The sequence below is a fragment of the Pontibacter toksunensis genome (assembly GCF_042686245.1).
GTDB classification, from domain to species: domain Bacteria; phylum Bacteroidota; class Bacteroidia; order Cytophagales; family Hymenobacteraceae; genus Pontibacter; species Pontibacter toksunensis.
The window spans coordinates 224,627-250,463 of sequence record NZ_JBHUOX010000005.1; the positions used below are offsets into that span (position 1 = coordinate 224,627).

Genomic DNA, 25,837 nt, shown 5'->3' on the forward strand with positions numbered 1-25,837 from the left:
TAGTAAAACTCTTTTTTTGAGATTTTATTATCAACAAAAGGATCGAAAATAGGTTATATACATGTAGCCTTTTGTGGTACGCGTAACAATTTAGATTGATTCAAAATATGAAGCTAAAATTGGTTTATAAGGGGACCGCTATTACCTTTGGTAATTAAAACCCATACTTACTTAACCTTTATCAAACACAAATGAGTTGGTTTACTAAAACGTTTTCCAGTACAATGGGGCGCAAGATCATCATGTCGGTTACGGGCCTTTTTCTGTGTTCTTTCCTGGTCGTACACCTGATTGGTAACCTGCAGCTCTTTAACGACGACGGAGGTGCCTCCTTCAACCTTTACTCTTATTTCATGGCGAATAACATCGTTATCCGCATCATGGAAATAGTACTTGTGGCTGGTTTCCTTTTCCATATTTACGATGCCATCATGCTGGTCCGCCGCAACAAGGCTGCCCGCCCTGTTGATTATGTCGAGCAACGCCCTCAGGATAACAGCACGTGGTCTTCCCGTAACATGGGTCTGTTAGGCACGGTTATCCTGGTGTTTCTTATCATCCATCTCTGGAACTTCTTTGTTCCTGCGCGCTTTGGCGGCCTGGAAGGAGTGGTGATAGAAGGTGCAGAATATGAAAACCTTTACATCAGAGTGGTAGAGTCTTTCCAGATCTGGTGGTACGTAGCCATTTATGTTGTCGCTATGGTGGCACTGGCTTATCACCTGATTCATGGTTTCCAGAGTGCCTTCCAGACACTGGGTTTGGATCATAAGAAATACACTCCTTTCATTCAGAAGTTTGGATATGCCTTTTCTATTTTAGTGTGTCTTGGCTTTGCCATTATCCCACTCTACTTCTTCTTTTTGTACTAACTGATTTATAGTTGTTATGATATTAGATTCCAAAATCCCGGAAGGCCCGATAGCTGAAAAGTGGGATAAGCATAAATTTAATGTGAAGCTGGTAAACCCAGCCAACAAACGCAAATACGATATCATTGTAGTAGGTACTGGCCTGGCTGGTGCTTCTGCGGCTGCCACACTAGGCGAACTTGGCTACAACGTGAAGGCATTCTGCTTTCAGGATTCTCCGCGCCGTGCGCACTCTATTGCCGCTCAGGGTGGTATAAACGCTGCCAAAAACTATCAGAACGACGGTGACTCAGTTTTCCGCCTTTTCTACGATACTGTGAAGGGCGGTGATTACCGTTCCCGCGAGGCGAACGTTTACCGCCTGGCACAGGTATCGGTTAACATCATTGACCAGTGCGTGGCGCAGGGTGTTCCTTTTGCCCGTGATTACGGCGGGTTGCTGGCCAACCGTTCCTTTGGTGGTGCGCAGGTATCCCGTACATTCTACGCCCGCGGCCAGACCGGACAGCAGCTGTTATTAGGTGCTTACTCTGCCCTTAACCGCCAGATTGCCTACGGTAAGGTGAAGATGTTCCCTCGCACAGAAATGCTGGACCTGGTGATGGTAGACGGCAAAGCACGTGGTATTGTGGTGCGCAACCTGATCACCGGTAAAATAGAATCGCATAGTGCACACGCCGTTATACTGGCAACCGGTGGCTACGGTAACGTGTTCTTCCTATCAACCAACGCCATGGGTTCTAATGCTACAGCAGCCTGGAGAGCCTATAAAAAAGGCGCTTTGTTCGCTAACCCCTGTTTTACACAAATTCACCCAACCTGCATCCCGGTATCAGGCGAGTACCAGTCCAAGCTGACGCTGATGTCTGAGTCACTTCGTAACGACGGACGGGTTTGGGTGCCTAAAACAGTAGAAACTGCGCAGCGATTAAGAAAAGGCGAGATCACTTTGAATGACATTGCCGAAGCTGACCGTGATTACTTCCTGGAGCGCAAATATCCTGCTTTCGGTAACCTGGTACCGCGCGACGTTGCTTCCCGTAACGCAAAACTTGCCTGCGACGAAGGACGCGGCGTTGGTTCAACTGGCCTTGCGGTATACCTGGACTTTGCTGATGCTATCAAACGTGACGGCCAGGCAGCTATCGCAGCGAAGTATGGTAACCTGTTTGAGATGTATGCCAAGATTACGGATGAGAACCCATACGAACGGCCAATGCGCATTTACCCGGCGGTTCACTATACCATGGGTGGCCTTTGGGTAGATTACAACCTGATGACAACTATACCAGGCCTGTACGCTGCCGGCGAGTGTAACTTTTCTGACCATGGCGCTAACCGCCTGGGTGCATCGGCGCTGATGCAGGGCCTGGCAGACGGTTACTTCGTGATACCTTACACCATAGGTGATTACCTTGCGAAGATGCCTTACGACAAAGTGCCGACAGATCATCCGGCTTTCAGGGAAGCGGAACAGGCTGTAATTGATATAAACAACCAGCTGCTTTCAATAAATGGCACCCGCACAGTAGATGCTTTCCACAAGGAACTGGGCCTGATTATGTGGAACCACTGCGGTATGGCCCGTAACGAAGAAGGCCTGAGAACAGCCAAGCAGGAAATCCGCAGGCTGCGCGAAGAGTTCTGGCGCGATGTGAAAGTAACCGGTGTCGGGGAAGAACTGAACCAGACACTGGAGCGTGCCAACCGCGTAGCCGACTTTATTGAGCTCGGGGAGTTGATGGTAGAGGATGCCCTGAACAGAAGTGAGTCCTGTGGTGGCCACTTCCGCGAAGAGTCCCAGACACCGGAGAACGAGGCCCTGCGCGATGACGAGAACTACGCGTATGTAGCTGCGTGGGAGTTTACAGGTGTTGGCAACGAGCCTGTTCTGCACAAAGAGGAACTGGAGTTCGAGAACGTGAAACTAACACAGCGTAGCTACAAATAATTGATTGATAATTAAAAATTAGAAATGCAAAATTAGAAATGAATAGCCGTAACGAAATGTTATACAAGGGTATCAGTTCTGACAATTTCTAATTCATAATTTATAATTTCTAATTCAGAAAGAAATGGCTGGAAGTAATCCAAATGCTAAACCAATGGACCTGACACTAAAGGTTTGGCGCCAAAAAAATAGAGATACAGCAGGTCAGCTGGCAACATATCCTGTAAAGGGAGTTTCTCCCGACATGTCATTCTTAGAGATGCTGGATGTGTTGAACGAAGACTTGATGATACGCGGCGAAGAGCCTGTTGCCTTCGACCATGACTGCCGAGAGGGCATTTGCGGTGCGTGTAGCCTGTTCATCAACGGCCGTGCACACGGCCCGGAGCGTGGCACCACTACCTGCCAGCTGCACATGCGTCACTTTAAAGACGGCGATACCATTACGATTGAGCCATGGAGAGCAGCTGCCTTCCCGGTACACAAAGACCTGGTAGTAGACCGCTCTGCTTTTGACCGTATTCAGCAGGCAGGGGGATACATCTCTGTGAACACAGGTGGTGTACCGGATGCCAACGAGATTCCAATACCCAAAACAATCGCGGACAAAGCCTTTGACGCAGCTACCTGTATTCAGTGTGGTGCCTGTGTGGCTGCCTGTAAAAATGCTTCTGCCATGTTGTTTGTAAGCGCGAAAGTGTCGCAGTTGGCCCTGCTGCCGCAAGGTAAGCCAGAGCGTAAAACACGCGTAGAAAACATGGTGGCACAAATGGACATAGAAGGCTTTGGGGCCTGTACCAATACAGGTGCCTGCGCGGCTGAGTGTCCGGTAGGAATTTCGCTGGAGAACATCAACATGCTCAGAAGAGAGTATATTGTGGCAAAAGCAACTTCCGAGAACATAGCTTAGTATACCTTAACAGAAGTAAAGGCGGGACAGCTACTGTTCCCGCCTTTTTTATTTTACCTGGTGCTTATCTTTATACGGCAGGTAGCGATAGCATCAGCTGAAAAATGTAAAGTCTTCTCCTTTATAACCTATAGCAGTTAATGCTGTTAAAGGAGGTATAAGAAACAACATTCATGATTACACTCATATCAGGCACTAACAGACCATCCTCCAGATCAAGAGCCATTGCAGATTTGTATGCCTCTAAGCTGGAAACGCGGAAGGTGGACTATCATATCATCGACCTCGCCGAATTACCCTCTGATTTCATTGTTTCAGCGATGTACAAGAATTCAGGCAAAAATGAGGAGTTCAATAAACTCACCCGGGTTATAGAAGACGCTGAGAAGTTTGTCTTTGTGGTTCCGGAATATAATTCTTCTTTCCCTGGCGTACTGAAGGCATTTATAGATGCCCTCAGCTACCCCTGCCCTTTCAAGGACAAGAAAGGGGCGCTGATTGGCTTGTCTTCCGGCATGCAGGGCAGCGGCCTTGCCCTGAGCCACCTCACCGACATACTGCATTACCTGGGCATGCACATTATGGCCATGAAACTGAAGTTTGCCCACATTGAGAAAAACTTTGACGGCAAGATCATCACCAGCGACCTTTACAATGACTTAATGGAAGAGCACATAGAACAGCTCATCAAGTTTTAGAGGCAGTTCCTTAAAGGTATACAAACAGAAGGGCTCTGCATGTTCTCATGCAGAGCCCTTCTGTTTGTATTGAATCCGTGGGACTAGTCCACATTATCGTGCAGGAAACGGTTGTCCCCCAGAATTTCATTGTCGTCGTTCAGGTTGAAGCGGGAGATGTTACGCTCTGAAGAGTGCGATACTCTGTCCAATGCCACGTTGCGACGCAGGTAAGCAGGCACATCCAGTTTCTCCTTGATAGCCTCAGAAGTGATTTCTGAGCTCAGCATACGCAAGCGCTCACGACGCTCCTCAGCACGACGCTGCATCAGTTCACGCTCTTCTGCCAAGCGGGCTTCGCGCTCACGTGCAACACGGGCTTCTTCCTCACGAGCACTGTAAGGAGAGTTGGCAGGAGTATTAGGGCCCTGCACGTTACCATCCAGTTCAAACACTATCGGCTGCGGCCTTACTGGCTGCGGCTCAGGACGCTGTACCGGCTGCTGCGGCTGCTCATATGTTGGTCTCGCTGGTGGCGGCGTTTGCTGTACAGGTGGCTGCTGCGGTGTTACCACCGGGGCCGGCGCTACCGGGCGAGACACAAAGGCAGCGACCTCCTGTGCCGGCTCTGGCTTTGCAGGCTCAGCTACTTCAATTTTTTTTTGGCTTTCTAAATCAAAAAAAGTTTTTTTTGGCTCAATAATGCTTTCTGCGTCGCTGGCGAAACCAGTGGCGATAACAGTAACGCGAATGCTCTGCCCAAGTGAAGAATCGATTCCGTGGCCGAAGATAACTTCCGCTTCCTGGCCGGCCTTGTCCTGGATGTACTCTGTGATTTCAGTCAGTTCATCCATTTCCAGTTCCGCCTGCTCACCAGACATAATCGAAAGCAGGATCTTCTGAGCACCGTGGATATCGGTGTTGTTAAGCAAAGGAGATGAAAGTGCTTCTTCAGCAGCGCGCAGGGCACGGCCCTCGCCCTCTGTTATTGCAGAACCCATCACTGCAGCACCAGAGTCTTTCATTACTGTTTTGACGTCTTCAAAGTCAACGTTTACTTCAGCAGTAACCGTGATGATTTCAGCGATCGACTTAGCTGCAGTTGTCAGCACGTTGTCTGCTTTGGCAAAGGCCTCACGGATGGTCAGGTTACCAAACATCTCACGCAACTTGTCGTTCAGGATGACAAGAATGGTATCGCAGTTCTCGCTCAGTTCTTTTATACCGTTCTCTGCTGCTACTTTTTTCTTCTTCCCTTCAAACACAAACGGAGCAGTTACGATACCCACTGTCAGGATGCCCAGTTCTTTGGCTACTTTAGCAATAACCGGGGCAGCACCTGTACCGGTACCACCGCCCATACCAGCCGTGATAAACACCATTTTGGTGTCGTTACTCAGCATCTCGCGTATCTCCTCTTTGCTCTCAAGCGCAGCATGCTTTCCTTTCTCAGGGTTAGCACCTGCTCCCAGGCCTTCCGTCAGGTTCTGACCGATAGCAAGCTTGTTTGGCACGCTGCTGCTCTTTAAAGCCTGCGCGTCTGTGTTGCAGATGATGAACTCTACATCTTTGATGCCTTGGCCGTACATGTGGTTTACAGCATTGCTGCCTCCACCCCCGACGCCAATCACTTTTATGATAGACTTACCGCTGGCTGGCAAGTCAAACGTATACATTGAAGTCATGCTAATTTCTCCTGCTCTAAAATGGGTTAATAACTTTGTTTGTTGTCGATGTCATCTGATAAGAAGCCCTTCAACTTTTGCAGAAGGCCCCCTCCAGTGTTACTGCTGCCAGTTGTGCTTTTCGGCTCTGGCTGCTTCTGATACACAGGCTCGTTCACGCTTGTGTAATGGTCCACGCGCTGATCCAGCGGCTGGTAGCCGGCAAGCACTAATCCAACGCTGGTGGCATACATCGGGCTCTTTACGGCGTCTATCTTAGACCTTCCCAGGTGCTCGTTCGGATAACCGATACGCGTATCCATGCCCGTGATGTACTCTACCAACTGCACCAGATTCTGTAACTGGGAGCCCCCTCCTGTTACCACTATGCCCCCCGCCAGGCTATTCGCATAACCTGAGCGCACTATTTCAGCATACACTAATTCCACAATCTCTTCCATCCTTGCCTCAATGATGTAAGCAAGGTTCTTCAGCGAGATTTCCTTTGGCGTGCGGTCACGCAAACCAGGTATGGAGACAATCTCGTTTTCGGAAGCCTCATCGGCTATGGCTCTTCCAAACTTCACCTTCAGCTGTTCTGCCTGGTTTTGCATCACCATACATCCCTGCTTAATGTCCGAAGTTATGATATTTCCTCCAAAAGGTAACACTGCGGTGTGACGAATAATGTTATCCTTGAAGATCGCGACGTCGGTTGTGCCTCCGCCCACATCTACAAGGGCCACCCCGGCTTCCTTTTCCTCTTCGCTCAGAACAGACATGCTGGATGCCAGTGGCTCCAGGATCAGCTGATCGACCTCCAGGCCTGCGCGCGAGACACACTTGTTGATGTTGTTGATAGCATTGGATTGCGCTGTGATGATATGGAAGTTACCCTCCAGGCGCACACCAGACATGCCTACCGGGTCAACAATCCCTTCTTCATAATCTACCTTATACTCCTGCGGCATCACGTGAATGATTTCGCTTCCGGGAGGTGTCACCAGCCGGTACATGTCGTTCGTAAGCCGATTTACATCCTCTACCGTGATTTCATGGTCGGTCACCTGGCGTGTGATGCTTCCGTTGTGCAGCAGGCTCTTAATATGCTGCCCGGCAATGCCCACGTTCACTACACCAATGTTGATACCCGACTGTTCCTCGGCCTGACGAATCGCTTTGCGGATGGCTTCTACTGTTTTGTCGATATTGCTTACTATGCCACGCACTACCCCTTCGGAGGTAGCTTTTCCCATCCCTAATATCTCCAGCTTGCCAAACTCATTTTTACGACCTACAAGTGCGCAAACTTTGGTTGTGCCAATATCCAAGCCTACTACTATTTTGTCGTTCTGCATATCTTTTTTCTGTTATTCACAAATTATCTGGTCTTCATACTCAATGTTCACTCTTTTATATTTCTCCCAACCCATCACAGGCAGTACCTCTTTATAAAAGATCATCAGCTTTTTAAATTTCTGCTCTACCCGCACAGGCTTACCAAACTCTATGGTATGCTCGCCTACCTGGGGCAGGAAAGAAACTTTCCCTTTGCCGTCAATATGCATCTGGGCAATCTGGGCTTTCCAAAACTGGTCGTTCTCGATGAACTGCAGCAGGGAAAGGTAAGACGTACCTATGGAGTCCTGGAAGAACCCTTTGTCAGATGACTTTATAAGTGCTGACTTGGTTATTGGTATTACACGAGCGGTGTATCTGTCGGACAGAGGAAGGATGTTACCCTCTGCGTCAATGTAGACATCTTGTTGATCTGTTCGTATAATTCTAGCAATAGGCCTCGTTTGTTTTACCTGTACATGCACGTTACCATCTAAGCCCCTATACACCTCCGCATCCTCTACAAATTTGTTTGCTTCGATGCGTTTTTCGAGGTTCTTCAGGTCGATGTCCTGGTTATAAAGACCTTCAAGTTTTCGCTCCCCTTCACGTGTTAACAAGTCCCGGACTTCCTTATCCCCAATAAAGTAATTATTGTACTCATTATCAATATTAATTGACACTTTCTCACAGATTTTTTCATTTTGCCTGGAAGAGGCAAACCCTGCTAAAGCGCCTATGGATACGAGGCTACAACCTGCAAAAATTAAAGATTTTATTTTACTATTCAAGCCCATCGCAGTTATTTTCTAAAAAAATTCTTAATGGCTTTACTAGCGTGTCAATGTCACCTGCACCAACAGTGGCCAAAACATCAAAATCACTGTTTTTGGACAGTTTTTCCACTACTTTTTCTTTTTGAACCAGTGTCTTTTTTGGACACTTTACCTGCTCCAAAATGATGTCTGAAGTCACCCCTTCTATTGGTTTCTCACGTGCCGGGTAGATATCCAGCAGATAGAGCTCATCCGCCTTGCTCAGACTCTCTGCAAACTCATCTGCAAAGTCGCGGGTACGTGTAAAAAGGTGCGGCTGAAATATCACTAAAATTCTCTTGTTTGGATAGAGCGCACGAAGCGAATTCATGAATGCATCTATCTCTCTTGGGTGGTGCGCGTAGTCGTCGATGTATACTTTGTCCTTGTTTTCGTACACAAATTCAAACCGACGCTTCACACCTGTATAAGCCGCTACACCACGCTTGATTTCTTCCGCCGGAACCTGCAAAACCTGCGCTGCCAGCGTAGCCGCAATTGTATTTTCCACGTTATGGAAACCTGGCACACCCAGGCGCAAACCACTGATGTTCCCCAGCGGACTTACCATATCATACTCAAACCAACGCCCGTTTATCTGAAGGTTTTCAGCATGCGCTTCGCCACCGTTCAAACTGTACTTGATTACCTGCACGCCTTCCTGCACTTTATCCGTCAGCCGGGGGTCCGTATTTTCGTGTAAGAACAGGTATCCGCCGGGCTTTACCTGGCTAATGAACTTCTGAAAAGTGCGTATCAGTTCCTCGTTATCCCCATAAATATCCAAATGGTCTGGGTCTGCGGAAGTTACAATTGCAATTTCCGGAAACAGCGTCAGGAACGAACGGTCGTACTCGTCTGCTTCCACTACCACCACCTCATTTTCGGCAGACGCCTTGCTGATCAGCAAATTCGAGTTCAGGTTAGTGGCAATACCACCCAGAAAGGCTGAACAGTCTACCCCCGCATGATGCAGTAGCTGCGTGACAATAGAGGAAGTGGTGGTTTTACCATGAGTACCAGCCACTGCTACTGTATAAGCAGATGCCGTGATGATACCCAACACCTCTGACCGCTTTTTGATGGTATAGCCCTGCGCCTTCAGGTAAGCCCACTCGGTGTGCTCTGCCGGAATAGCGGGCGTCAGCACCACCAGTGTCTCTTCTCTGTGCTGCAAAACCTCCTGCGGCAGCAGGTTTACATCATCCTCATAGTGCACCATAATGCCCTCCTGCTCCAGTGCCTCGGTTAAGGTGGTGCGGGTTTTGTCGTAGCCCCACACCGGATAACCTTTGGCATTGAACCAGCGGGCAATGGCGCTCATTCCGATGCCGCCGATGCCTAAGAAGTAGATGTAGGTATAGTCTTCCAGTTTCACTTGATCAATCCGATTAACTCGTTCACAATATCAGTCGCCGCATTAGGGTGGGCCATTTTCAGGATGTTCGAGTGCAGTCTTTTCTGCTCCTGCTCATCCTGCGCAAGTTGCAAAGCAGCCGGAATTAATTTCTCAGCCGCCTCTGCGTCACGCACCAGCATGGCAGCATTTTGCTGCACCAGCGCCATGGCATTTTTGGTCTGATGATCTTCAGCCACATTCGGGGAAGGCACCAGTATGGCGGGTTTACCGGCCAGGCAAAGCTCTGAAATAGACAAAGCCCCTGCCCTTGAAATTACAATATCAGCTGCCGCATAGGCCAGATCCATCCGCTTGATGAAGTCGAAAGCGCGCACATCCTGTGCCTCATGCTTTTCTTCCAGCGCCTGTGCCTGCGCAAAATAGGCCTTTCCGGTTTGCCAGATGAGCTGATAACCTGCCTGCAGGATTTGCTCCAGGCCAACAGCAATGCTGTGGTTAATAGTTCTGGCTCCAAGGCTCCCGCCAATCACCAGAATTGTTTTCTTCTCCCCTATCAGGCCAAAGTGCTGCAACGCCTCCTGCCGTTTCTGCTGGCTGTTCATGATGTCGCTGCGCACTGGGTTCCCGGTCAATACCAGTTTCTCAGCCGGGAAAAACTGTTCCATGTTCGGGTACGCCACACATACTTTATCTACCCGCTTCGCCAACAGCTTATTGGTGATACCTGCGTAGGAGTTCTGCTCCTGAATGAGCGCCGGCACCTTTCGTGCTGTAGCGGCATATAACAAGGGCCCGCTTGCATAGCCTCCCACACCCACCACAGCATCCGGCTTGAAATCCCTGATAATCTTATGTGCCGTACGCACACTCGAGAACACCTTGAACGGGAAGGACAGGTTGTCCAGCGTCAGCCGGCGCTGCAGGCCACTTATCCACAGGCCCACAATTTTATACCCCGCCTCCGGCACACGCGTCATCTCCATCCGGCCCTTCGCTCCCACAAAAAGGATCTCCGCCTCCGAGTTAACTTCCTTCAGTCGGTTAGCTATTGCCACTGCCGGATAGATATGCCCACCGGTTCCGCCACCGCTGATGATTACGCGATATGGTCTGTTAGACTCAGGCATTCACAGTTGCGTTAGCGGGTGTATTTACAGTTGCCGTCGCCATAGCGGAGAGCTCCAAATCGCCTTCGTTTCGGCTCACGCTCAAGATAATACCAATGGAAATACCAGTAAAAATCAGGGAGGTCCCTCCCATACTCAGCAGTGGCAAGGGCAGTCCTGTAATCGGACCAAGGCCAACGGCTACTGCCATGTTTACCATCCCCTGCAGCACCAGGCTGAAACTCAGGCCAGCAGACAGAAGCCCTCCGAAGGCGCCATTGCTCTTACTCACCGTGACGAGGCCCCGGTAGAGCAGCGCCAGGTACAGAAACAGCACGGCCACCCCTCCTATCAAGCCGTATTCTTCCAGTATGATAGAGTAGATAAAGTCAGAGTAAGGGTGCGGCAGGATGTCGCGCTGATCGCTGTTCCCGGGTCCTTTACCCATCACGCCACCGGTGGCAATAGCAATGTAAGACTGCTCTAACTGGAAGGGCACCTCATTAGGGTCCATGAAATCCTGCACCCGGCTGATGGCCGTGTCCATACGCTGCCCCACAGCCAGACCGATACCGCCAACAAAAATTCCTACTACTACTACCGCCGCCAGGTACTTTACTGGCACCCTGCCTATAAACATGAGCAGCATACAGGTGCCGAAGAGCAGAACAGCAGTAGACGTGTTCGTAAGCGCAATTAAAGCACAGATAACTACTGTCCAGCCAAAAATAGGTAACAGGGTTCCTTTCAAATCATGCAGTACCTGCTGTCTTTTTGAAAGCATGCTGGCCAGGTATGAAATCAGAGCCAGTTTGGCTAAATCCGAAGGCTGAAATGTCTGGTTGATTACCGGGATCGTGATCCAGCGGGACGCTTCGTTAATGTTGGAACCGTAGAAAAATGTGATAATAAGCAGGGGGGCTGACAGCAGCAGCGCCAGCAGGGAAAGCTTGGAATAATAGCGGTAGTTAATCTTGTGAGCAGCCCACATAAAGAACAGTCCTACAATGATCAGGAAAGAATGCTTGAACAGGAAGTACTCCGTATTCCCCTCCATTTTTTTGTAGGCAAGCGTCCCTGTCGCAGAATACACCACGGCTACGCTGATCAGTGAGAACACGATCACGATTCCCCACAGCACGGCGTCTCCATTCAGGTTTTTCTGTAACCACTCCTTTTTCATAAACCTTTGGCTTTGGTTATGCTTGTTTTCCCTTATTTCTTCAGTACTATCTTCTCTACAGCTTCCTTGAATCGCTGCCCGCGGTGCTCGTAATTCTTAAACAAATCGAAGCTCGCACAGGCCGGCGACAGCAACACCACATCTCCGGGCTCCGCCAGTGAGCGGCTCAGGCGCACAGCGTATTCAATGGAGGTCGTCTCTGCTATAATCGGTACTACCCTTCCAAAAGCCTGCTGCAGCTTTTTGTTGTCTTTGCCCAGGCACACCAGCACTTTCACTTTCTCACGTGCCAGCTCTACCAAGGTGCTGTAGTCGTTTCCCTTGTCCACGCCACCTGCAATCCATATAATAGGTTGTTTAATACCTTCCAGCGCATACCACACCGCCTCTACATTGGTGGCTTTGGAATCATTGATGTAGGTAACCTCTTTGGCTACTCCAACGGGCTGCAAACGGTGCGCTGCGTTCTGGAAACTCTCCAGTGCCTGCTCAATGGCTTCGTCTGAAACCTGCATCAATTTGGCCACTGCCACAGCAGCCATAGTGTTATATTGGTTGTGCTTGCCAATCAGGCTGGATTTAGAGGTGTTGATTTCCCCCTTATAAAACTCAAGCTCTACTTTTATATTTTGGCCTTCCTGGAATACTTTGCGACCTGCTGCTCCTTTTAGTGTGAAAGGCACTGCAGTTCCCGCGAACGTCTCTCCCCGGAAAGTTTTGGCAATGTTCTCGTCATCGGCATTGTACACAAAGAAATCATCACCGGTCATATTCTGCGCCACCCGGAGCTTGGAGGCAGCATACTTGTCCATGCTGTACTCATAGCGGTCCAGGTGATCCGGTGTAATGTTCGTGAGCACGGCAATGTGTGCTTTGAACTGGTACATGTTGTCGAGCTGAAAACTGCTCAACTCCACCACATAGCAATCGTACTTGTTCTCAATTACTTTTTCTGCCAGGCTTTCTCCTATGTTACCTGCCAGCGCCACGTTCAGTCCTGCGCTCTTAAGCAGGTGATAGGTCAGCAGCGTCGTTGTCGTTTTGCCGTTGGTTCCGGTGATGCAGATAAACTTTGCATCGGTGTACCTGCCGGCAAACTCGATCTCGGAAATTACCGGTATCTCTCTTTTGGTTGCTTCGTGTACAATTGCAGCTTTATCAGGAATGCCAGGACTTTTAATGATTTCATCAGCGTTTAATATTTGGTCAAAAGTATGTGTTCCTTCTTCAAATGGGATAGCAGCCTGCGCCAGCTTTTCCTTGTAGCTTTCCTTTATCTGCCCCATATCCGACACAAACACCTCCAGTCCCTTTGCCTTTGCCAGCAAAGCAGCCCCAACACCACTTTCTCCTGCTCCAAGTATTGCTACTTTCATAGTTTCGTTAATCGTTGTTCATTTTGCCTGGTTATCTCAACTTCAGCGTTGCCAAAGTCAAAATGGCCAGCATGATTCCCACAATCCAGAAACGGCCTACAATCTTAGACTCGTGGTAGCCTGATTTCTGGTAATGGTGGTGGAGCGGCGACATCTTAAAGATGCGGCGGCCCTCGCCGTACTTTTTGCGTGTGTACTTAAAGTAGCTCACCTGCAGCATCACCGACAGGTTCTCTACTAGGAAAATACCGCACAGAATAGGAATCAACAGTTCTTTCCGAACAATTAGCGCCAGCACCGCAATGATACCGCCGATGGCCAGACTACCTGTATCTCCCATGAACACTTGCGCTGGATAGGTGTTATACCATAAAAACCCCACGCAGGCTCCCACAAAAGCCAGACAGAAAATAGCCAACTCACCGGAATTCGGGATGTACATGATGTCTAGGTAATCAGCAAAAATAGTGTTACCAGAAACGTAGGTGAAAATCGCCAGCGTCATACCGATAATAGCCGATGTACCAGCTGCCAAACCGTCAATTCCATCCGTAATGTTAGCGCCATTAGATACTGCGGTGATAATCAGGATAACAAACGGGATGTACAGGTAACAGGACCAGTCCTGGAACAGCGGTCCGGCAAAAGCGAACAGGTTGCAGTAATCCAACTCGTTGTTTTTGCGGAACGGTATGGTCGTGATCATGGTATGCACGTCTGTGTACCTGCCGCTTGCATTCGCAGCTGAAATAGTACCGTCTGATAACAAGTACTGCCTTACGACCACGTCATCGTTGAAGTAAAGCGTCAGTCCCACGATCAAACCAAGGCCTATCTGCCCTAATATTTTAAAGCGCCCAGCCAGCCCTTCTTTGTTCTTTCTGAAAATCTTAATGTAGTCGTCAAGGAAACCAATTAAGCCAAGCCACACTGTAGAGACCAGCATGAGCTGCACGTATATATTATCGAGCCGCGCGAAGAGCAGTGTCGGCACCAGGATAGCCAGCAGAATAATCAACCCGCCCATGGTAGGTGTTCCCTTCTTTTCCATCTGCCCCTCCAGGCCCAGGTCGCGGATGCTCTCCCCCACCTGCTTGCGCTGGAGTACTTTTATCAGCTTACCGCCAAAAATCATGGCGATCAGCAATGAAACAAGTGTAGCCATACCCGCCCTGAATGAGATGTATTGGAATACACCTGCTCCGAAGAAATCGAATTCACGGTCAAGATATGTAAAGAGGTAGTATAGCATTTAATGTAATCTGTTCCTTTGGCTTTAATCTTTGTAATCAGCTGTTCCGGCTTATTTCCCTAATTGCTGAAACATATCGTGCAGCACCTGCTTGTCATCAAAATCGTACTTCACCCCTTTTACTTCCTGGTAAGTCTCATGACCTTTGCCTGCCACCAGGATAATATCGTTTGGCTCGGCCAGCATAATGGCTGTTTTAATGGCTTCTCTTCTGTCCAGCACCGACAGCGTTTTTTTATAGTCAAGCGGCTTTACCCCCTTCTGCATATCCTCCAGTATGGCCTGCGGCTCCTCAAAGCGTGGGTTGTCGGAGGTCAGAATCACTTTGTCGCTGAAACGGCAGGCAATGTCTGCCATCACAGGCCGCTTGGCAGCATCGCGGTTTCCACCACAACCCACCAGCGTAATCACTTTCTGGTTCGGGTTCCGAATCTGCTGAATCGTGTTCAGCACGTTCTCCAGCGCATCCGGCGTGTGGGCATAATCCACGATGCCTGTTATCTGTGCATCAGACACCACATAATCGAAGCGGCCAACCGCTGAACTCAGGCTTGACAGCACGGTCAGCGTCTCCATTTTATCTTCCTCCATCAGCACAGCCACACCATAGGCCCCAAGCAGGTTGTAGGCATTGAAGGCCCCAATCAACTTGCACCAGATTTCGTGTCCGTCCACCTCAAGGTGCAGCCCCTGTATAGTATTGTCGATGATGCGGGCTTTGAAATCCACTGCTTTGCGCAGCGCAAAATAATACACATTAGCCTGCGTATTCTGCACCATCACCGGCCCCCGCTTATCATCGGCATTGATAAGCGCAAAAGCACCTTTCGGCAGCATGTCAAAGAAGGATTTTTTTGCTTTTATATACTCATCAAAAGTACCGTGGTAGTCGAGGTGGTCGTGGGTGATGTTCGTGAAAACACCACCTGCAAACGTAAGCCCCGCCACGCGCTGCTGCACCATGGCGTGTGAACTCACCTCCATAAAGCAATGCGTACAGCCTGCCTTCACCATCTGCGCCAGCAACTCATTCAGCTTTACAGCATCCGGAGTGGTATGCGTAGCCGGAATGACTTCCTCATCAATCTGGTTCTGCACTGTGGAGAGCAGCCCCACATGGTAACCTAACTCCCGGAACAGTTTGTGCAGCAGCGTAACGGAGGTTGTTTTGCCGTTTGTACCTGTTACGCCCACCAATTGCAGCTTTTTAGAAGGATTACCATAGAAAGCGGAGGCCATCTGCCCCAGTGCCTTTTTCGAGTCCTGCACCACCACGTAGGCCATCCCTGGCTGTGGCTGCGCGGGCAGTGCCTCGCAAACAATGGCGGCCGCGTTGGCTTCTTCTGCCTTCGGAATAAAGTCATGCCCGTCTGTCTGCACACCGCGCACTGCCACAAATACCACCTGCTCCCGCACCTGGCGTGAGTCAAACGTGATACCAGCCACCGGCACATCCAGCGAACCTTTTGTGTCCAGCACTTTCACCTCTTTCAGTATGGTTTGCAGTAACTGCATTAGCTAAGCGTAATCGTTATCGTTTTGTCTTTATCTATTTCTGTGCCGGGAGCCATAGACTGTCTTTGCACCCGCTTCCCTGCGCCTTCCACTTTCACCTCGAGGTGCTGGTTACCCAGTATGAACAATGCGTCGCGCAGCGTCATACCTGTTACATCAGGCACCTGCCCCTGCAGCACTGGGTTTGCCTTTAAGTTGAGCGAACGACGCTGTGGCTCCACTTTTACCCATTCCTCATCCAGACCAGCCGTCGCGTGGCTGCTGATGCCAAGTTTGTTCAGGACAACTGAGAGGTCATCAAAACTGCCGGCAGGCACCAGCGGAAGGCTTTCTTTGTTTGGTATCACACGGGCATGCATTGGTTTGTGCATGGCCAGGTCGCGGGCATAGGCTTTATCAGCCAGTTCCTTGAACACAGGCGCTGCCACATCGCCACCGTATACATTCACGCCTCTCGGGCTGTCGATGATCACAATGCAGGAGTATTTCGGATTGTCGGCAGGGAAGTAACCGGCAAAGGAAGTGGAGTATTCGCGCACGTAGCGTCCGTTCTTTACTTTGCGCGCCGTACCTGTTTTACCCGCTACCTTATAATCTGCGCTCCGGATGTTGGTGGCAGTACCGTGCTCCACTACTCCCTCCAGCATCGCCTTTAATTTCTTCAGTGTCTCATCCGAGCAGATTTTCTCGTTCAGCACCCGTGTATTGAAGGATTGAATCACGTTGTCTGCCTTGCGGATTTCCTTCACTATGATAGGCTGGATCTTCACCCCATTGTTGGCCACCGCATTATAAAGCGCCAGCGTCTGCAGCGGAGACAGCTTTAACTCATAGCCGATAGCCATAGAGGTAAGCGTGGTGCCGTACCAGTTCTTATCCTGTGGGTTCTTCATATAAGGACGTGCTTCGCCGTCCATCTGGAAACCAAGCGTGCTGCTCAGACCGAATTTATGGAGGTAATCCACATACGCCCTGTTATCCTTACCGAAGTGCTCCATCATCAGCTTTGCTACGCCAATGTTGGAAGATTTCTCAAACACCTGCTGCACTGTTATTTTACCGTAACCGTTGATCTTGGCATCGGTCATGACGGTATTTTTGATGCGGAAGCGGCCATCCCCCGTGTCAATGGTATCGGCTAGGTTTACGTGTGGGGCATACTCAAAGAGCGCCATCATTGAGGCCAGTTTAAATGTGGATCCCGGCTCTGTACGTCCCTGGTTACCAACAGCATAGTTATAGTCTTCGATGTAGCCGCCGGTTGTTTTGCCCAGGTTTGCTATCGCCTTTATCTCCCCTGTCTTCACCTCCATCATGATCACACAGCCATACTCTGCATTGGTTCGCTCCAGGGCTTTGTAAAGTGCATTCTCAGCTACGTCCTGCAGGTTGATGTCGATGGTGGTTTTGATATCATAGCCATGCTGAGGCTTTACGTCGGTACCGTCGTAAATCGGTTTGCTGCCTCCGGCTATACGCTCGAAAAGCGCCTCCCCGTCTGTACCTGATAGGTTGCTGTTAAAGCTGTACTCCAAACCAGCCCCGTATTTGTCTTCGTTGATAAACCCGATGGTTCTATCAGCCAGCAGGCCGAAAGGCTTAAAGCGCTTCTCTACTTTCTCGAATATCACGCCGCCTCTGCCTTTCCCTTCCCGGAAGACAGGCCAGCGCGCCATCATTTTTTTCTCCTGATAGTTGATCTGGCGGCTGTTCAGGCGGATATAACGGCGGCCTGCGTGGCGCGCATTCTTCATTTTCCGGCGGTAATGGTCAGCAGATTTATCGCCGTAGAACCTGGAGAGCAGCAAAGCCACAGAGTCAATTCCGCTGTTAAAAACTTCTGCTTTCGCCACTGTCGGGTCGAAAGCGACGCGGTAAAATGGAAGCGAGGTAGCCAGGATGCTGCCATTGTCGGAGAAGATGTTTCCGCGCGTTGCCGCAACAGGCTTGTAATAGATGCGGCGCTCTTTGGAGATACTCTTCCACTTCTGGCCATCCATAAACTGTATCTGCACGATTTTGTAAACAATCGCACACGCGAAAAGGCAGATAGCCAGAAAAGCTACCCGCACCCTCACCAGTATGGATTTTTTAATATTCATCTTCAGGCACTATTACTTGATAAGGTGGAGAGGAACTTTCTATCAGGCCAAGGGGCGCTACGTTGCGTGCCACCTCCGATTGCTTGCTGGCCTCCATATACTCAGACTTGAGCGTGGTGAAATCTGCACGGAGATCTTCTGTCTCTATTTTGACTTTATCGATCTTGCGGATGGTTTTCTCGGCGAAGTGGGTGTTGCCGATATAGAAAAGGGTAATGCCCGTCAGGAACAGGACGTGCGGCATAAACTTAAGCGGCACACCATGCTCAAACAAGGCATCTACGTTGGCATACTTATCAAGCAGTGCAAATAAGCTGAAACCTCTGCCCTTTTTAGGCTTCGGTGCTTCAGGCTCTGGCTTCACACGCACCAGGTTGCCCTTGGTTGTTGCGTCTGCTCTCTTTGTTAGTACATTTGAAGCCATAATAATTTGTTTCCTTTAGCTAATTCTCTGCATTACTTCTGTCCGCTGTCCTCTCTCTTCTCTGCCACCCTTAGCTTGGCGCTCCTGGAGCGGCTGTTCTCCAGCAACTCCTGCTCCGTTGGCGTTACCGGCTTCCGGTACACCGCCTCCAGCGGCTTTATCTCATTTCCGAACAGGTCTTTCTCTACCTCTCCAAAAAACTTTCCCTTTGCAATGTAGTTCTTCACCAGCCTGTCTTCGAGGGAGTGGTATGAAATCACCACCAACCGTCCCCCCGGCTTCAGAAGCTCTGTTGCCTGCTCCAGCATTTCCTCCAGCGCCTTCATCTCGTCGTTCACCTCGATGCGGAGCGCCTGGAATACCTGCGCCAGGTACTTGTTTTCTTTCCCTTTCGGGGTACAGGACCTGATGGCCTCTTTAAAGTCGTTTATCGTTTGCAGGGGCACCCGGTTCCGCTTTTCCGCCACCGTGCGGGCCAGCGTCTTCGCGTTTTTCACCTCTCCATAAATTCCGAAGATGCGATGCAGCTGCTCTTCCGAATATGTTTCCAGCACCTCCTGCGCCGTAGCACCTGCCTCTGCGTTCATCCGCATGTCCAGCGGACCATCGAAGCGGGTAGAGAAGCCGCGCTCCGGCACATTGAACTGGTGCGATGAAACGCCCAGATCGGCCAGTATACCGTCTACTTCCTTTACCCGGTAAAGCCGCAGGTACTTTTTCAAATCCCGGAAATTGGCGCGCACAAACTGAAAAGTAGCGCTGTCCAGTTTCTTCGACTGCTCCTCTGCGTCCCGGTCCTGGTCAAACCCGTAGAGCTTACCGGCTGTAAGCTTGCTTGCGATAAGGGAGGAATGCCCACCCCCACCAAAGGTCACGTCTACGTAAATGCCTTCCGGCTTAATCGCGAGGGCCTCTACAGACTCCTCTAACATGACAGGGCGGTGGTACTCCATTAATTAAATCAGCGGCTCCTCAGCCGGTTTATCACCCAAAAACTTCTGGGCAAGCTGTGAGAAATTCTGTTGATCCTTAATCAGGAAGTCCTCATATTGGTCCGGGTTCCATATTTCCACACGGTTTCCAAGCCCCACTACAATCGCCTCCTTGTCAAGCGCCGCAAAACGCGCCATCGTCTTTGGCACAATAAAGCGGCCTGTGCCATCCAGTTCTATCTCGGTGTTGCCCCGGAAGAAGTTCCGCTGAAAATGGCGGTACTCCTCGTTGAACTCGTTGAGCCCGGCTACCTTATCGTAAATCACCTTCCACTCCGCCTTCGGATACAGCACCAGGCATGGCTCGAACCCTCTCATAAGCACAACATGGTTGCCTGACTCCTCCGGCAGGTTGGCTTTTATCTTTGCAGGTAAAACCAATCTCCCCTTGGGGTCAATCTTGCACTCATATTCGCCAGAGAGAAAGTTCATAGGCACCGAGGTCTTGACTGTATAGATTTAGGACTATACAAATGTAGCGATTCAGTAAAACTCCACAACCACAATCTACCACTTTTTACCACTTTGTGGATAAATTATGGTTATCCACCCCACTTATCCACATTATCCACATTTTGTCGTCTATATTTTGGGTATAAGTTTATTTGCACCATTTGCTGGTATTGATTATAATACGAGACATCAAAACATAACGCCTTGTTTTACAGCTAAATGACCAAAACATAGAAAACAACTAATTTTACCTGTTCTGGTCCTGCAGCAAAAGTGGGGGAAAGAGGCAAATTTGGGACAAAGTGGGAAAAATGTGTATCTTTGTGATGTGAAAACCACCCTTCGCCATACCCTTTCATTGCTGCTTGCCCTCTGCGTTTTGCTGGGGTCTGCAGGCATTGCATTGAGCGAGCAACTCTGCCTTATGACGGGGCTAGAAAAGGTGGTAATGCTGGCTCAAAATGGCGGCTGCTGCGAGAGCGGAGAGGCTGCCAGTGAGGAAGATAGCTGCTGCACAGAAAAGGTGACTTTTGCTAAACTGGAGACGGTTTCAGCGCAGAAAGCACTGGCTGTTACGCTGCCTGTTCTCTTTTATTCAGAGGTAAAACAGGTATTCTTTCAGTGTTTCAGCACCCTGGCAACAGACCAGCGCCTCCTCACCTACTCCGATTCTTCCCCTCCACTTTATGGGTGCAGACTCCTGCACCGCCTGCAGGTGCTGCAAATTTGATTTTCGGTTGATAATTGCTGAAGTGGGACCTTTTCCCACATTAGTCGTGATTTAACGCCCGAAGTTCAAAAACTCAAAACATGTTACAGAATAGACTGAGCAATACGCGCTCTTACGTCGCAGCTATAGCTGCATTGCTTACCTTTCCCTTGTCTGCCGGTGCCCAGGAACTAAGGGGCAAAGTGGTAGACAGTGCCCATGCAAACCATCCGATTATAGGAGCAAATGTGGTATGGAAAGGCACCAGCATTGGCACGGCCACCGATGCCACCGGTGGTTTTATACTTCAGAAACAGGATGCCATAAACCCTGAGATTATTATAACCTATATTGGTTATGAGCCTGACACCATTCAGGTAGCCGGGAAAGATTTTGTCACCGTTCCTCTGGCAGCTTCCGGTACGCTGAAAGAAGTGGTGGTAGAAGGCCAGCAGGCCCGCTACTCTTCCCTCACTCCCACTAACTCCCAGATTATCACGTCACGTGACCTGGAGAAGTCTGCCTGCTGCAACCTAGCAGAGAGCTTTGAGACCAATGCATCTGTGGAAGTGTCGACCACGGATGCGGTGTCCGGGGCAAAGCAGATCCAGATGCTGGGCCTGGACGGTTCCTATACGTTGCTGACAACCGACAACATCCCCGCCTTGCGGGGACTTGCTACGCCTTACCGGCTTAACTACCTCTCCGGCACTTATATCCAGTCTATTGACATCATCAAAGGCACCGGTTCTGTGCTGAACGGCTATGAGTCTGTTTCCGGGCAGGTGAACGTGATGCTGAAAGATCCGGCAAAGGCCGAGCGGCTTTTCGTAAACGTGTATGGCAACAGCCTCGCCCGCTTCGATGCCAATGTGAATGTAGCCACTGAAGTAGGCGATAAGTGGAGTACCATCCTGATGCTGCACACTGACCACCTTGGTAACCGCGTAGACCGTAACAAGGACGGCTTTATGGACCTATCGCTGGGCACACAATATAACCTGTACAACAAGTGGAAGTATGAGCATAAGGATGTTGTATCAGAGTTTGGCGTGGGTGCTCTGCGCGAGACCAGGATAGGCGGGCAGATGGATTACGATGAGGATACGCCACAGGAGCAGCAGCCTTACTATGGTACCGAATCTGAAACCGATAGGCTTACCGCCTACAACAAGTCTTCCTATACTTTTCCGGGAAAGCCTTACCAGAGCATCGGCGCTATCACGTCGCTTACGCATCACAAATTCGAAGCACAGTATGGCTTGCGCAACTACGACGGGGAGCAGAACAGCGGCTCTGCCAGATTAATATTTCAGTCCATTATCGGCCACACCGGCCACACGTATAAAGCCGGCCTCAGCTACAACTACGACAGCTACACCGAGACCTTAACCGACAGCACCTTTGGGCGGGCAGAGCGCGTGCCAGGGGCGTTCCTGGAGTATGTGTACAACAACTCCAATAACCTGACGGTGGTAGTGGGCTCCCGTGTCGACTTTCATAACCTCTACGGCACCATCTTCACACCCCGGCTGAATGCTAAATTTGATGCTACCAAAAACACCATTTTCCGGCTGGCGGCTGGCAAAGGGTTCAGAGTAGCCAATCCTGTGGCAGAGAACACGGCTGCACTTGTCAGTTCAAGAGCGTTTAGTTTCAGGGAAGCACTACAGCCTGAGGAAGCCTGGAACATTGGTGGTTCGTTTACCCACTACTTTGAGTTAGGCGGAAGACCGGGTACTTTTGTGACAGACTACTACTACACAACTTTTACCAACCAGGTGGTAGCTGATATGTACACAGATCCCCGCCGCGTGATGTTCTACAACCTGGCTGGACGCTCATTTTCTAAAAGCTTTCAGGCAGAGCTGCAGTACGAGGTTTTGAAAGGCTTTGACGTAAAAGCTGCCTACAAATTCTTTGATGTGAAAACGACCTACAACGGTCAACTGGTGCTAAAGCCTATGATTCCGGAGCACCGTTTCTTCGTGAACCTGGGCTTTGCAACGCCTTTCGATAAATGGCGCGCCGACCTGACGACGCAGTACTTTGGGTTAATGCCATTAGCCTCTATTGAAGGCAACAGCAATGCAGCGAATATGCGGGAATCAAACAGGTTTTTTACCACCAACGCGCAGGTAACAAGGGCCTTTAAGCGCTGGGAAGTTTATGTTGGTGGAGAAAACTTATTAAATTATCGACAGCCTAACCCGATAGTTGGTGCCAGCGACCCGTTTGGCTCAACTTTTGATGCCAGTATGGTATGGGGGCCTATCACAGGACGCGTTATTTATGCCGGCCTGCGCTTTAAGCTCGACTAGTTAAGAATATAAATTTAACAGAACTTTAAATCCATTATAACCTCAAATCAAAATGACAAAGGTAAAAATGTTGCTCTTATCCATGCTCATAGCTCTCCTGAGTATGAGTGCGAATGCACAGACACAGCCTAAGAACCAGGAAACAGTAGCCATCAAGACTTCTGCTGTGTGCGACATGTGTAAGAAAACCCTTGAAAAGGCAATGGCTTATGAGAAAGGCGTAAAGTCATCGTCTCTGGATGTTGACTCGAAAGTGCTGACAGTTGTATTCGATAGCCGCAAAACAAACCTGGACAATGTGCGCAAAGCCGTGACAGAGACGGGCTACGATGCCGATGACAAGCCTGCGCAGGAGCGTGCTTACAACAGATTAGATGACTGCTGCAAAAAAGGAGCACATTAATTGCAACATACATCATACAGAAAAGGGGCCGCTTTCGCGGCCCCTTTTCTGTTGTCAAGACAACAGGATGACTAAAAGGTAAATCCTACATGCAAGCCAATCGCAAGCACAGGCGAGCCTTTGGTATAATACATGTACTCCAGCCTTCCGCCTGCCACACCGTTTCGGAATATACCGAAGTCGTTTTCTATAAAGCCTGTAACTCCGACATCAGCCGTCCTGATATGGACAACGGAGCCATCCACTGTACCGCCCAGATCTTCCGGATCAGTGTTTATTTCTGAGCGATGCCGGCCTGTCATTCCCGCTCCTACCCTGAAAACAAGCGTTGCGTTCTGCAGCACATCGTAATTCAGGTCAAACCCACCCATGTAGTAGGTGCTTTTGATGGTATAAATTCTACTGCTTTCGTCGTAACGTGACCCTGAGAGCATGCCCACGTTCACACCTAAACCAAAACGCTCTCCCAGGTAGTGGTGTAGCCGGTTGTTAAACATAAGGCCCTGACTGTCGAAATCAGAAAGCCACACATAGCTGATGCTTGCCCTGAGAGAACCCGGGTCTTTGTTTGCAAAGACGCCCTGCGCATAAACTGTTTGATAAGAGAGGCCAAAAAGCAGGAATGCCAGTAACAGAGCAGCTTTCAATATATTTTTTATCATGACCGAAGAGGTATAGTTTAGGTGATGCCACACGTGGTAAAGTCAAGTCCCATACGTCTCTTTGGCAATGGCTGTTGCAAGCTGAGCTGAATTATATTTTCCGCCTGAAACTTGTGGCTGAGTTCAGCCTTTGGCTTTGTATAGCTGCCACCAGGGCAGGTACGGCTTATCATGGTGCTCATAATGATAGCCAAAGAAGTAGCAGCTGACAAAAGCCCACAGATGGTTTTTAGCCTGTGTTCGGGACTTGTGCGGATTCTCTTCAGGGTGCTCTCCGCGGTGAGGCAAATAAGTGCCAAAATAAAAGAGCTGAAAAGTTGCCAAAATTGCCGGCAGCATCCAGAAGAGGATGACGTTCTCCAACGGGAAGAAAACTTTCAGCACATTAAAGGTGATGGCCATCAGCAGGATCTGCCACCAAGTAATGTACTGTTTCAGAAAGTTGAGATACCAGGGCCAGAAAGAACCAGTGTGGTAGTCCGGGTCGTGCTCTGTGGCCACATGGCGGTGGTGCTGGTGGTGACGGGGCAAAAGGCGCGGGTACCAGTTGTAGGCAAAGAGAAACGCTGTAACAGTGCCTATTGCCCTGTTTAGCTTCGGGTGCCCGGGAGCCACCACCCCATGCATAGAATCGTGGGCAGTAATAAAAAGGCCGGTGTACAGGTGCGTCTGCAGCAGGATGAAAACGTAAGTAAGCGGCGACAGGAAGTTAACAGGCCATTGCAGCAGGTATGCCAGCAGCCCGGTCCAGAGCGTTACTACTGCTGCTGCTATCGCCACACCTCTGTAATCCTTTCGCCTGTTTTTTGCCATTCAATAATTGTTTCTAATTACCTGCCATCTCCTGAAGTACACCTTTACTCTTTCTCCAAACCAGGAGGACAGACAACAAGTTTAAAATTTATAATCCTGAAGAGCATCCCGCACTGTTTCCATCAGCCACATAGGGGTGGAAGTGGCACCACAGATACCCACTGTGTCGCCTAGCTGGAACCACTCCGGTTTCAGTTCTTCAACTTTGGAAATAAAATAAGTATGCGGGTTAGTGTCTTTGCAGACCTGGTACAAGACCTTGCCGTTAGATGACTTTGTGCCGGACACGAAAATAATTTTATCGAACTTGGCTGCAAACCTGCGCAGGTCTTTATCACGGTTGGACACTTGGCGGCAGATAGTGTCGTTGGCATTTACTTCATAGCCACGCTCCTCCAGTTCTCCTTTTATCTTGTAGAAGCTGTCGGTGCTCTTAGTTGTCTGGCTATAGAGGGTAATGTTAGAGGGTAGTTCGTGCTTCAGCAACTCCTCCATGTTCTCAAAAACCACTGCCTCGTTGCTTGTCTGGCCTAACAGGCCCAATACCTCGGCGTGGCCGTGCTTGCCGTAAATAAAAATCTTATCTTTTTTATCGAAAGAGGTTTTAATGCGGTTCTGCAGTTTTAGCACTACCGGGCAAGAAGCATCAATCAGGGTGAGGTTGTTCTGCAGTGCCAGTTGGTATGTTTCCGGCGGTTCGCCATGCGCCCGAATCAGCACTGCCTCATTGTGCAGTTCCGCCATTTGCTCGTGGTTGATAATGCGCAGGCCCCGCTTCTGCAGGCGCTCTACCTCCTCATCGTTGTGCACAATATCTCCTAAGCAGAAGAGATACCCCTGCTCATCCAGAATATCTTCTGCCATCTGGATGGCATACACCACCCCAAAGCAGAATCCGGAATTAGAGTCGATTGTAACACGAAGGCTTTGCATATACCT

At 49.7% G+C, this 25,837-nt stretch carries 23 protein-coding genes; 7 read left to right on the forward strand and 16 right to left on the reverse strand.

Going from position 1 to position 25,837, the window contains the following annotated elements; translation table 11 throughout:
- Positions 1–191 precede the first annotated feature (191 nt).
- The 4 genes from ACFS7Z_RS08990 (at position 192) to ACFS7Z_RS09005 (ending at position 4,431) form a co-directional block, all read left to right on the forward strand.
- Entirely contained in the window at positions 192–872 is a 681-nt protein-coding gene (locus ACFS7Z_RS08990; protein WP_377483538.1) for a succinate dehydrogenase cytochrome b subunit, read from the forward strand.
- 16 nt (positions 873–888) lie between these two features.
- Positions 889–2,823, forward strand: coding sequence for a fumarate reductase/succinate dehydrogenase flavoprotein subunit (locus ACFS7Z_RS08995; protein ID WP_377483540.1), 1,935 nt, complete (start codon positions 889–891; stop codon positions 2,821–2,823).
- A 154-nt stretch (positions 2,824–2,977) separates the two neighbouring features.
- On the forward strand, positions 2,978–3,733 hold the full coding sequence (locus tag ACFS7Z_RS09000; RefSeq protein ID WP_377483787.1) for a succinate dehydrogenase/fumarate reductase iron-sulfur subunit: 756 nt from the start codon (positions 2,978–2,980) through the stop codon (positions 3,731–3,733).
- A 173-nt stretch (positions 3,734–3,906) separates the two neighbouring features.
- Positions 3,907–4,431 (forward strand): NADPH-dependent FMN reductase, encoded by a 525-nt coding sequence (locus tag ACFS7Z_RS09005; protein ID WP_377483542.1) that lies wholly within the window; start codon positions 3,907–3,909, stop codon positions 4,429–4,431.
- Between the two features lie 83 nt (positions 4,432–4,514).
- On the opposite strand, the gene ftsZ is transcribed toward ACFS7Z_RS09005, so the two are convergent.
- From ftsZ to mraZ, 13 genes are all read right to left on the reverse strand, one after another.
- Positions 4,515–6,095 carry a cell division protein FtsZ gene (gene ftsZ, locus ACFS7Z_RS09010; protein WP_377483545.1) on the reverse strand — a complete coding sequence of 527 codons (1,581 nt, stop codon included), beginning with the start codon at positions 6,093–6,095 and terminating at the stop codon, positions 4,515–4,517.
- A 26-nt stretch (positions 6,096–6,121) separates the two neighbouring features.
- Positions 6,122–7,432: a cell division protein FtsA gene (gene ftsA, locus ACFS7Z_RS09015; RefSeq protein ID WP_377483547.1), complete on the reverse strand. Its 1,311-nt coding sequence runs from the start codon at positions 7,430–7,432 to the stop codon at positions 6,122–6,124.
- Between the two features lie 12 nt (positions 7,433–7,444).
- A complete protein-coding gene (locus ACFS7Z_RS09020) occupies positions 7,445–8,095 on the reverse strand; it encodes a cell division protein FtsQ/DivIB (RefSeq protein WP_377483549.1) in 651 nt (216 codons plus the stop codon).
- 100 nt (positions 8,096–8,195) lie between these two features.
- Positions 8,196–9,605: a UDP-N-acetylmuramate--L-alanine ligase gene (gene murC, locus ACFS7Z_RS09025; RefSeq protein ID WP_377483550.1), complete on the reverse strand. Its 1,410-nt coding sequence runs from the start codon at positions 9,603–9,605 to the stop codon at positions 8,196–8,198.
- The gene (murG, locus tag ACFS7Z_RS09030; protein ID WP_377483552.1) at positions 9,602–10,714 is read right to left on the reverse strand and encodes an undecaprenyldiphospho-muramoylpentapeptide beta-N-acetylglucosaminyltransferase; all 1,113 of its coding nucleotides are present in this window, start codon (positions 10,712–10,714) and stop codon (positions 9,602–9,604) included. The genes murC and murG overlap by 4 nt, the downstream gene beginning before the upstream one ends.
- On the reverse strand, positions 10,707–11,876 hold the full coding sequence (locus ACFS7Z_RS09035; protein WP_377483554.1) for an FtsW/RodA/SpoVE family cell cycle protein: 1,170 nt from the start codon (positions 11,874–11,876) through the stop codon (positions 10,707–10,709). The genes murG and ACFS7Z_RS09035 overlap by 8 nt, the downstream gene beginning before the upstream one ends.
- Before the next feature lie 32 nt (positions 11,877–11,908).
- Positions 11,909–13,252 carry a UDP-N-acetylmuramoyl-L-alanine--D-glutamate ligase gene (gene murD / locus ACFS7Z_RS09040; RefSeq protein ID WP_377483557.1) on the reverse strand — a complete coding sequence of 448 codons (1,344 nt, stop codon included), beginning with the start codon at positions 13,250–13,252 and terminating at the stop codon, positions 11,909–11,911.
- A 31-nt stretch (positions 13,253–13,283) separates the two neighbouring features.
- Entirely contained in the window at positions 13,284–14,504 is a 1,221-nt protein-coding gene (gene mraY, locus ACFS7Z_RS09045) for a phospho-N-acetylmuramoyl-pentapeptide-transferase (RefSeq protein WP_377483559.1), read from the reverse strand.
- A 51-nt stretch (positions 14,505–14,555) separates the two neighbouring features.
- Positions 14,556–16,019, reverse strand: a complete 1,464-nt coding sequence (locus ACFS7Z_RS09050) for a UDP-N-acetylmuramoyl-L-alanyl-D-glutamate--2,6-diaminopimelate ligase (RefSeq protein ID WP_377483561.1) — start codon at positions 16,017–16,019, stop codon at positions 14,556–14,558.
- Positions 16,019–18,121, reverse strand: a complete 2,103-nt coding sequence (locus ACFS7Z_RS09055) for a penicillin-binding protein (RefSeq protein ID WP_377483563.1) — start codon at positions 18,119–18,121, stop codon at positions 16,019–16,021. Before ACFS7Z_RS09055 ends, ACFS7Z_RS09050 begins: the two co-directional genes overlap by 1 nt.
- On the reverse strand, positions 18,111–18,545 hold the full coding sequence (locus tag ACFS7Z_RS09060; RefSeq protein WP_377483565.1) for an FtsL-like putative cell division protein: 435 nt from the start codon (positions 18,543–18,545) through the stop codon (positions 18,111–18,113). Before ACFS7Z_RS09060 ends, ACFS7Z_RS09055 begins: the two co-directional genes overlap by 11 nt.
- Positions 18,546–18,577: 32 nt before the next feature.
- On the reverse strand, positions 18,578–19,498 hold the full coding sequence (rsmH, locus tag ACFS7Z_RS09065) for a 16S rRNA (cytosine(1402)-N(4))-methyltransferase RsmH (protein WP_377483568.1): 921 nt from the start codon (positions 19,496–19,498) through the stop codon (positions 18,578–18,580).
- Positions 19,499–19,501: 3 nt separating this feature from the next.
- Complete coding sequence (mraZ, locus tag ACFS7Z_RS09070; RefSeq protein ID WP_377483571.1) at positions 19,502–19,969, reverse strand: division/cell wall cluster transcriptional repressor MraZ; 468 nt, start codon at positions 19,967–19,969, stop codon at positions 19,502–19,504.
- Positions 19,970–20,318: 349 nt separating this feature from the next.
- Here mraZ and ACFS7Z_RS09075 point away from each other — a divergent pair, with 349 nt between their 5' ends.
- The 3 genes from ACFS7Z_RS09075 (at position 20,319) to ACFS7Z_RS09085 (ending at position 23,423) form a co-directional block, all read left to right on the forward strand.
- The gene (locus ACFS7Z_RS09075) at positions 20,319–20,720 is read left to right on the forward strand and encodes an HYC_CC_PP family protein (protein ID WP_449301448.1); all 402 of its coding nucleotides are present in this window, start codon (positions 20,319–20,321) and stop codon (positions 20,718–20,720) included.
- Between the two features lie 80 nt (positions 20,721–20,800).
- Positions 20,801–23,020, forward strand: a complete 2,220-nt coding sequence (locus ACFS7Z_RS09080) for a TonB-dependent receptor (protein ID WP_377483576.1) — start codon at positions 20,801–20,803, stop codon at positions 23,018–23,020.
- A gap of 52 nt (positions 23,021–23,072) precedes the next feature.
- Positions 23,073–23,423: a heavy-metal-associated domain-containing protein gene (locus tag ACFS7Z_RS09085; protein ID WP_377483579.1), complete on the forward strand. Its 351-nt coding sequence runs from the start codon at positions 23,073–23,075 to the stop codon at positions 23,421–23,423.
- Between the two features lie 71 nt (positions 23,424–23,494).
- Here ACFS7Z_RS09085 and ACFS7Z_RS09090 read toward each other — a convergent pair whose 3' ends face one another.
- From ACFS7Z_RS09090 to ACFS7Z_RS09100, 3 genes are all read right to left on the reverse strand, one after another.
- Positions 23,495–24,085, reverse strand: a complete 591-nt coding sequence (locus ACFS7Z_RS09090) for a hypothetical protein (RefSeq protein WP_377483581.1) — start codon at positions 24,083–24,085, stop codon at positions 23,495–23,497.
- Between the two features lie 123 nt (positions 24,086–24,208).
- Positions 24,209–24,898 carry a fatty acid desaturase gene (locus ACFS7Z_RS09095; RefSeq protein ID WP_377483584.1) on the reverse strand — a complete coding sequence of 230 codons (690 nt, stop codon included), beginning with the start codon at positions 24,896–24,898 and terminating at the stop codon, positions 24,209–24,211.
- 81 nt (positions 24,899–24,979) lie between these two features.
- Positions 24,980–25,831: a 4-hydroxy-3-methylbut-2-enyl diphosphate reductase gene (locus ACFS7Z_RS09100; RefSeq protein WP_377483586.1), complete on the reverse strand. Its 852-nt coding sequence runs from the start codon at positions 25,829–25,831 to the stop codon at positions 24,980–24,982.
- Positions 25,832–25,837: the final 6 nt, after the last annotated feature.

What these genes read in the sequence shown, in the direction of transcription:
- ACFS7Z_RS08990 (WP_377483538.1), top strand. Translation starts at nt 192, where the DNA reads ATGAGTTGGTTTACTAAAACGTTTTCCAGTACAATGGGGCGCAAGATC.
- ACFS7Z_RS08995 (WP_377483540.1), top strand. Translation starts at nt 889, where the DNA reads ATGATATTAGATTCCAAAATCCCGGAAGGCCCGATAGCTGAAAAGTGG.
- ACFS7Z_RS09000 (WP_377483787.1), top strand. Translation starts at nt 2,978, where the DNA reads ATGGACCTGACACTAAAGGTTTGGCGCCAAAAAAATAGAGATACAGCA.
- ACFS7Z_RS09005 (WP_377483542.1), top strand. Translation starts at nt 3,907, where the DNA reads ATGATTACACTCATATCAGGCACTAACAGACCATCCTCCAGATCAAGA.
- ftsZ (WP_377483545.1), bottom strand. Translation starts at nt 6,095, where the DNA reads ATGACTTCAATGTATACGTTTGACTTGCCAGCCAGCGGTAAGTCTATC.
- ftsA (WP_377483547.1), bottom strand. Translation starts at nt 7,432, where the DNA reads ATGCAGAACGACAAAATAGTAGTAGGCTTGGATATTGGCACAACCAAA.
- murG (WP_377483552.1), bottom strand. Translation starts at nt 10,714, where the DNA reads ATGCCTGAGTCTAACAGACCATATCGCGTAATCATCAGCGGTGGCGGA.
- ACFS7Z_RS09035 (WP_377483554.1), bottom strand. Translation starts at nt 11,876, where the DNA reads ATGAAAAAGGAGTGGTTACAGAAAAACCTGAATGGAGACGCCGTGCTG.
- murD (WP_377483557.1), bottom strand. Translation starts at nt 13,252, where the DNA reads ATGAAAGTAGCAATACTTGGAGCAGGAGAAAGTGGTGTTGGGGCTGCT.
- mraY (WP_377483559.1), bottom strand. Translation starts at nt 14,504, where the DNA reads ATGCTATACTACCTCTTTACATATCTTGACCGTGAATTCGATTTCTTC.
- ACFS7Z_RS09050 (WP_377483561.1), bottom strand. Translation starts at nt 16,019, where the DNA reads ATGCAGTTACTGCAAACCATACTGAAAGAGGTGAAAGTGCTGGACACA.
- ACFS7Z_RS09055 (WP_377483563.1), bottom strand. Translation starts at nt 18,121, where the DNA reads ATGAATATTAAAAAATCCATACTGGTGAGGGTGCGGGTAGCTTTTCTG.
- ACFS7Z_RS09060 (WP_377483565.1), bottom strand. Translation starts at nt 18,545, where the DNA reads ATGGCTTCAAATGTACTAACAAAGAGAGCAGACGCAACAACCAAGGGC.
- rsmH (WP_377483568.1), bottom strand. Translation starts at nt 19,498, where the DNA reads ATGGAGTACCACCGCCCTGTCATGTTAGAGGAGTCTGTAGAGGCCCTC.
- mraZ (WP_377483571.1), bottom strand. Translation starts at nt 19,969, where the DNA reads ATGAACTTTCTCTCTGGCGAATATGAGTGCAAGATTGACCCCAAGGGG.
- ACFS7Z_RS09080 (WP_377483576.1), top strand. Translation starts at nt 20,801, where the DNA reads ATGTTACAGAATAGACTGAGCAATACGCGCTCTTACGTCGCAGCTATA.
- ACFS7Z_RS09085 (WP_377483579.1), top strand. Translation starts at nt 23,073, where the DNA reads ATGACAAAGGTAAAAATGTTGCTCTTATCCATGCTCATAGCTCTCCTG.
- ACFS7Z_RS09090 (WP_377483581.1), bottom strand. Translation starts at nt 24,085, where the DNA reads ATGATAAAAAATATATTGAAAGCTGCTCTGTTACTGGCATTCCTGCTT.
- ACFS7Z_RS09095 (WP_377483584.1), bottom strand. Translation starts at nt 24,898, where the DNA reads ATGGCAAAAAACAGGCGAAAGGATTACAGAGGTGTGGCGATAGCAGCA.
- ACFS7Z_RS09100 (WP_377483586.1), bottom strand. Translation starts at nt 25,831, where the DNA reads ATGCAAAGCCTTCGTGTTACAATCGACTCTAATTCCGGATTCTGCTTT.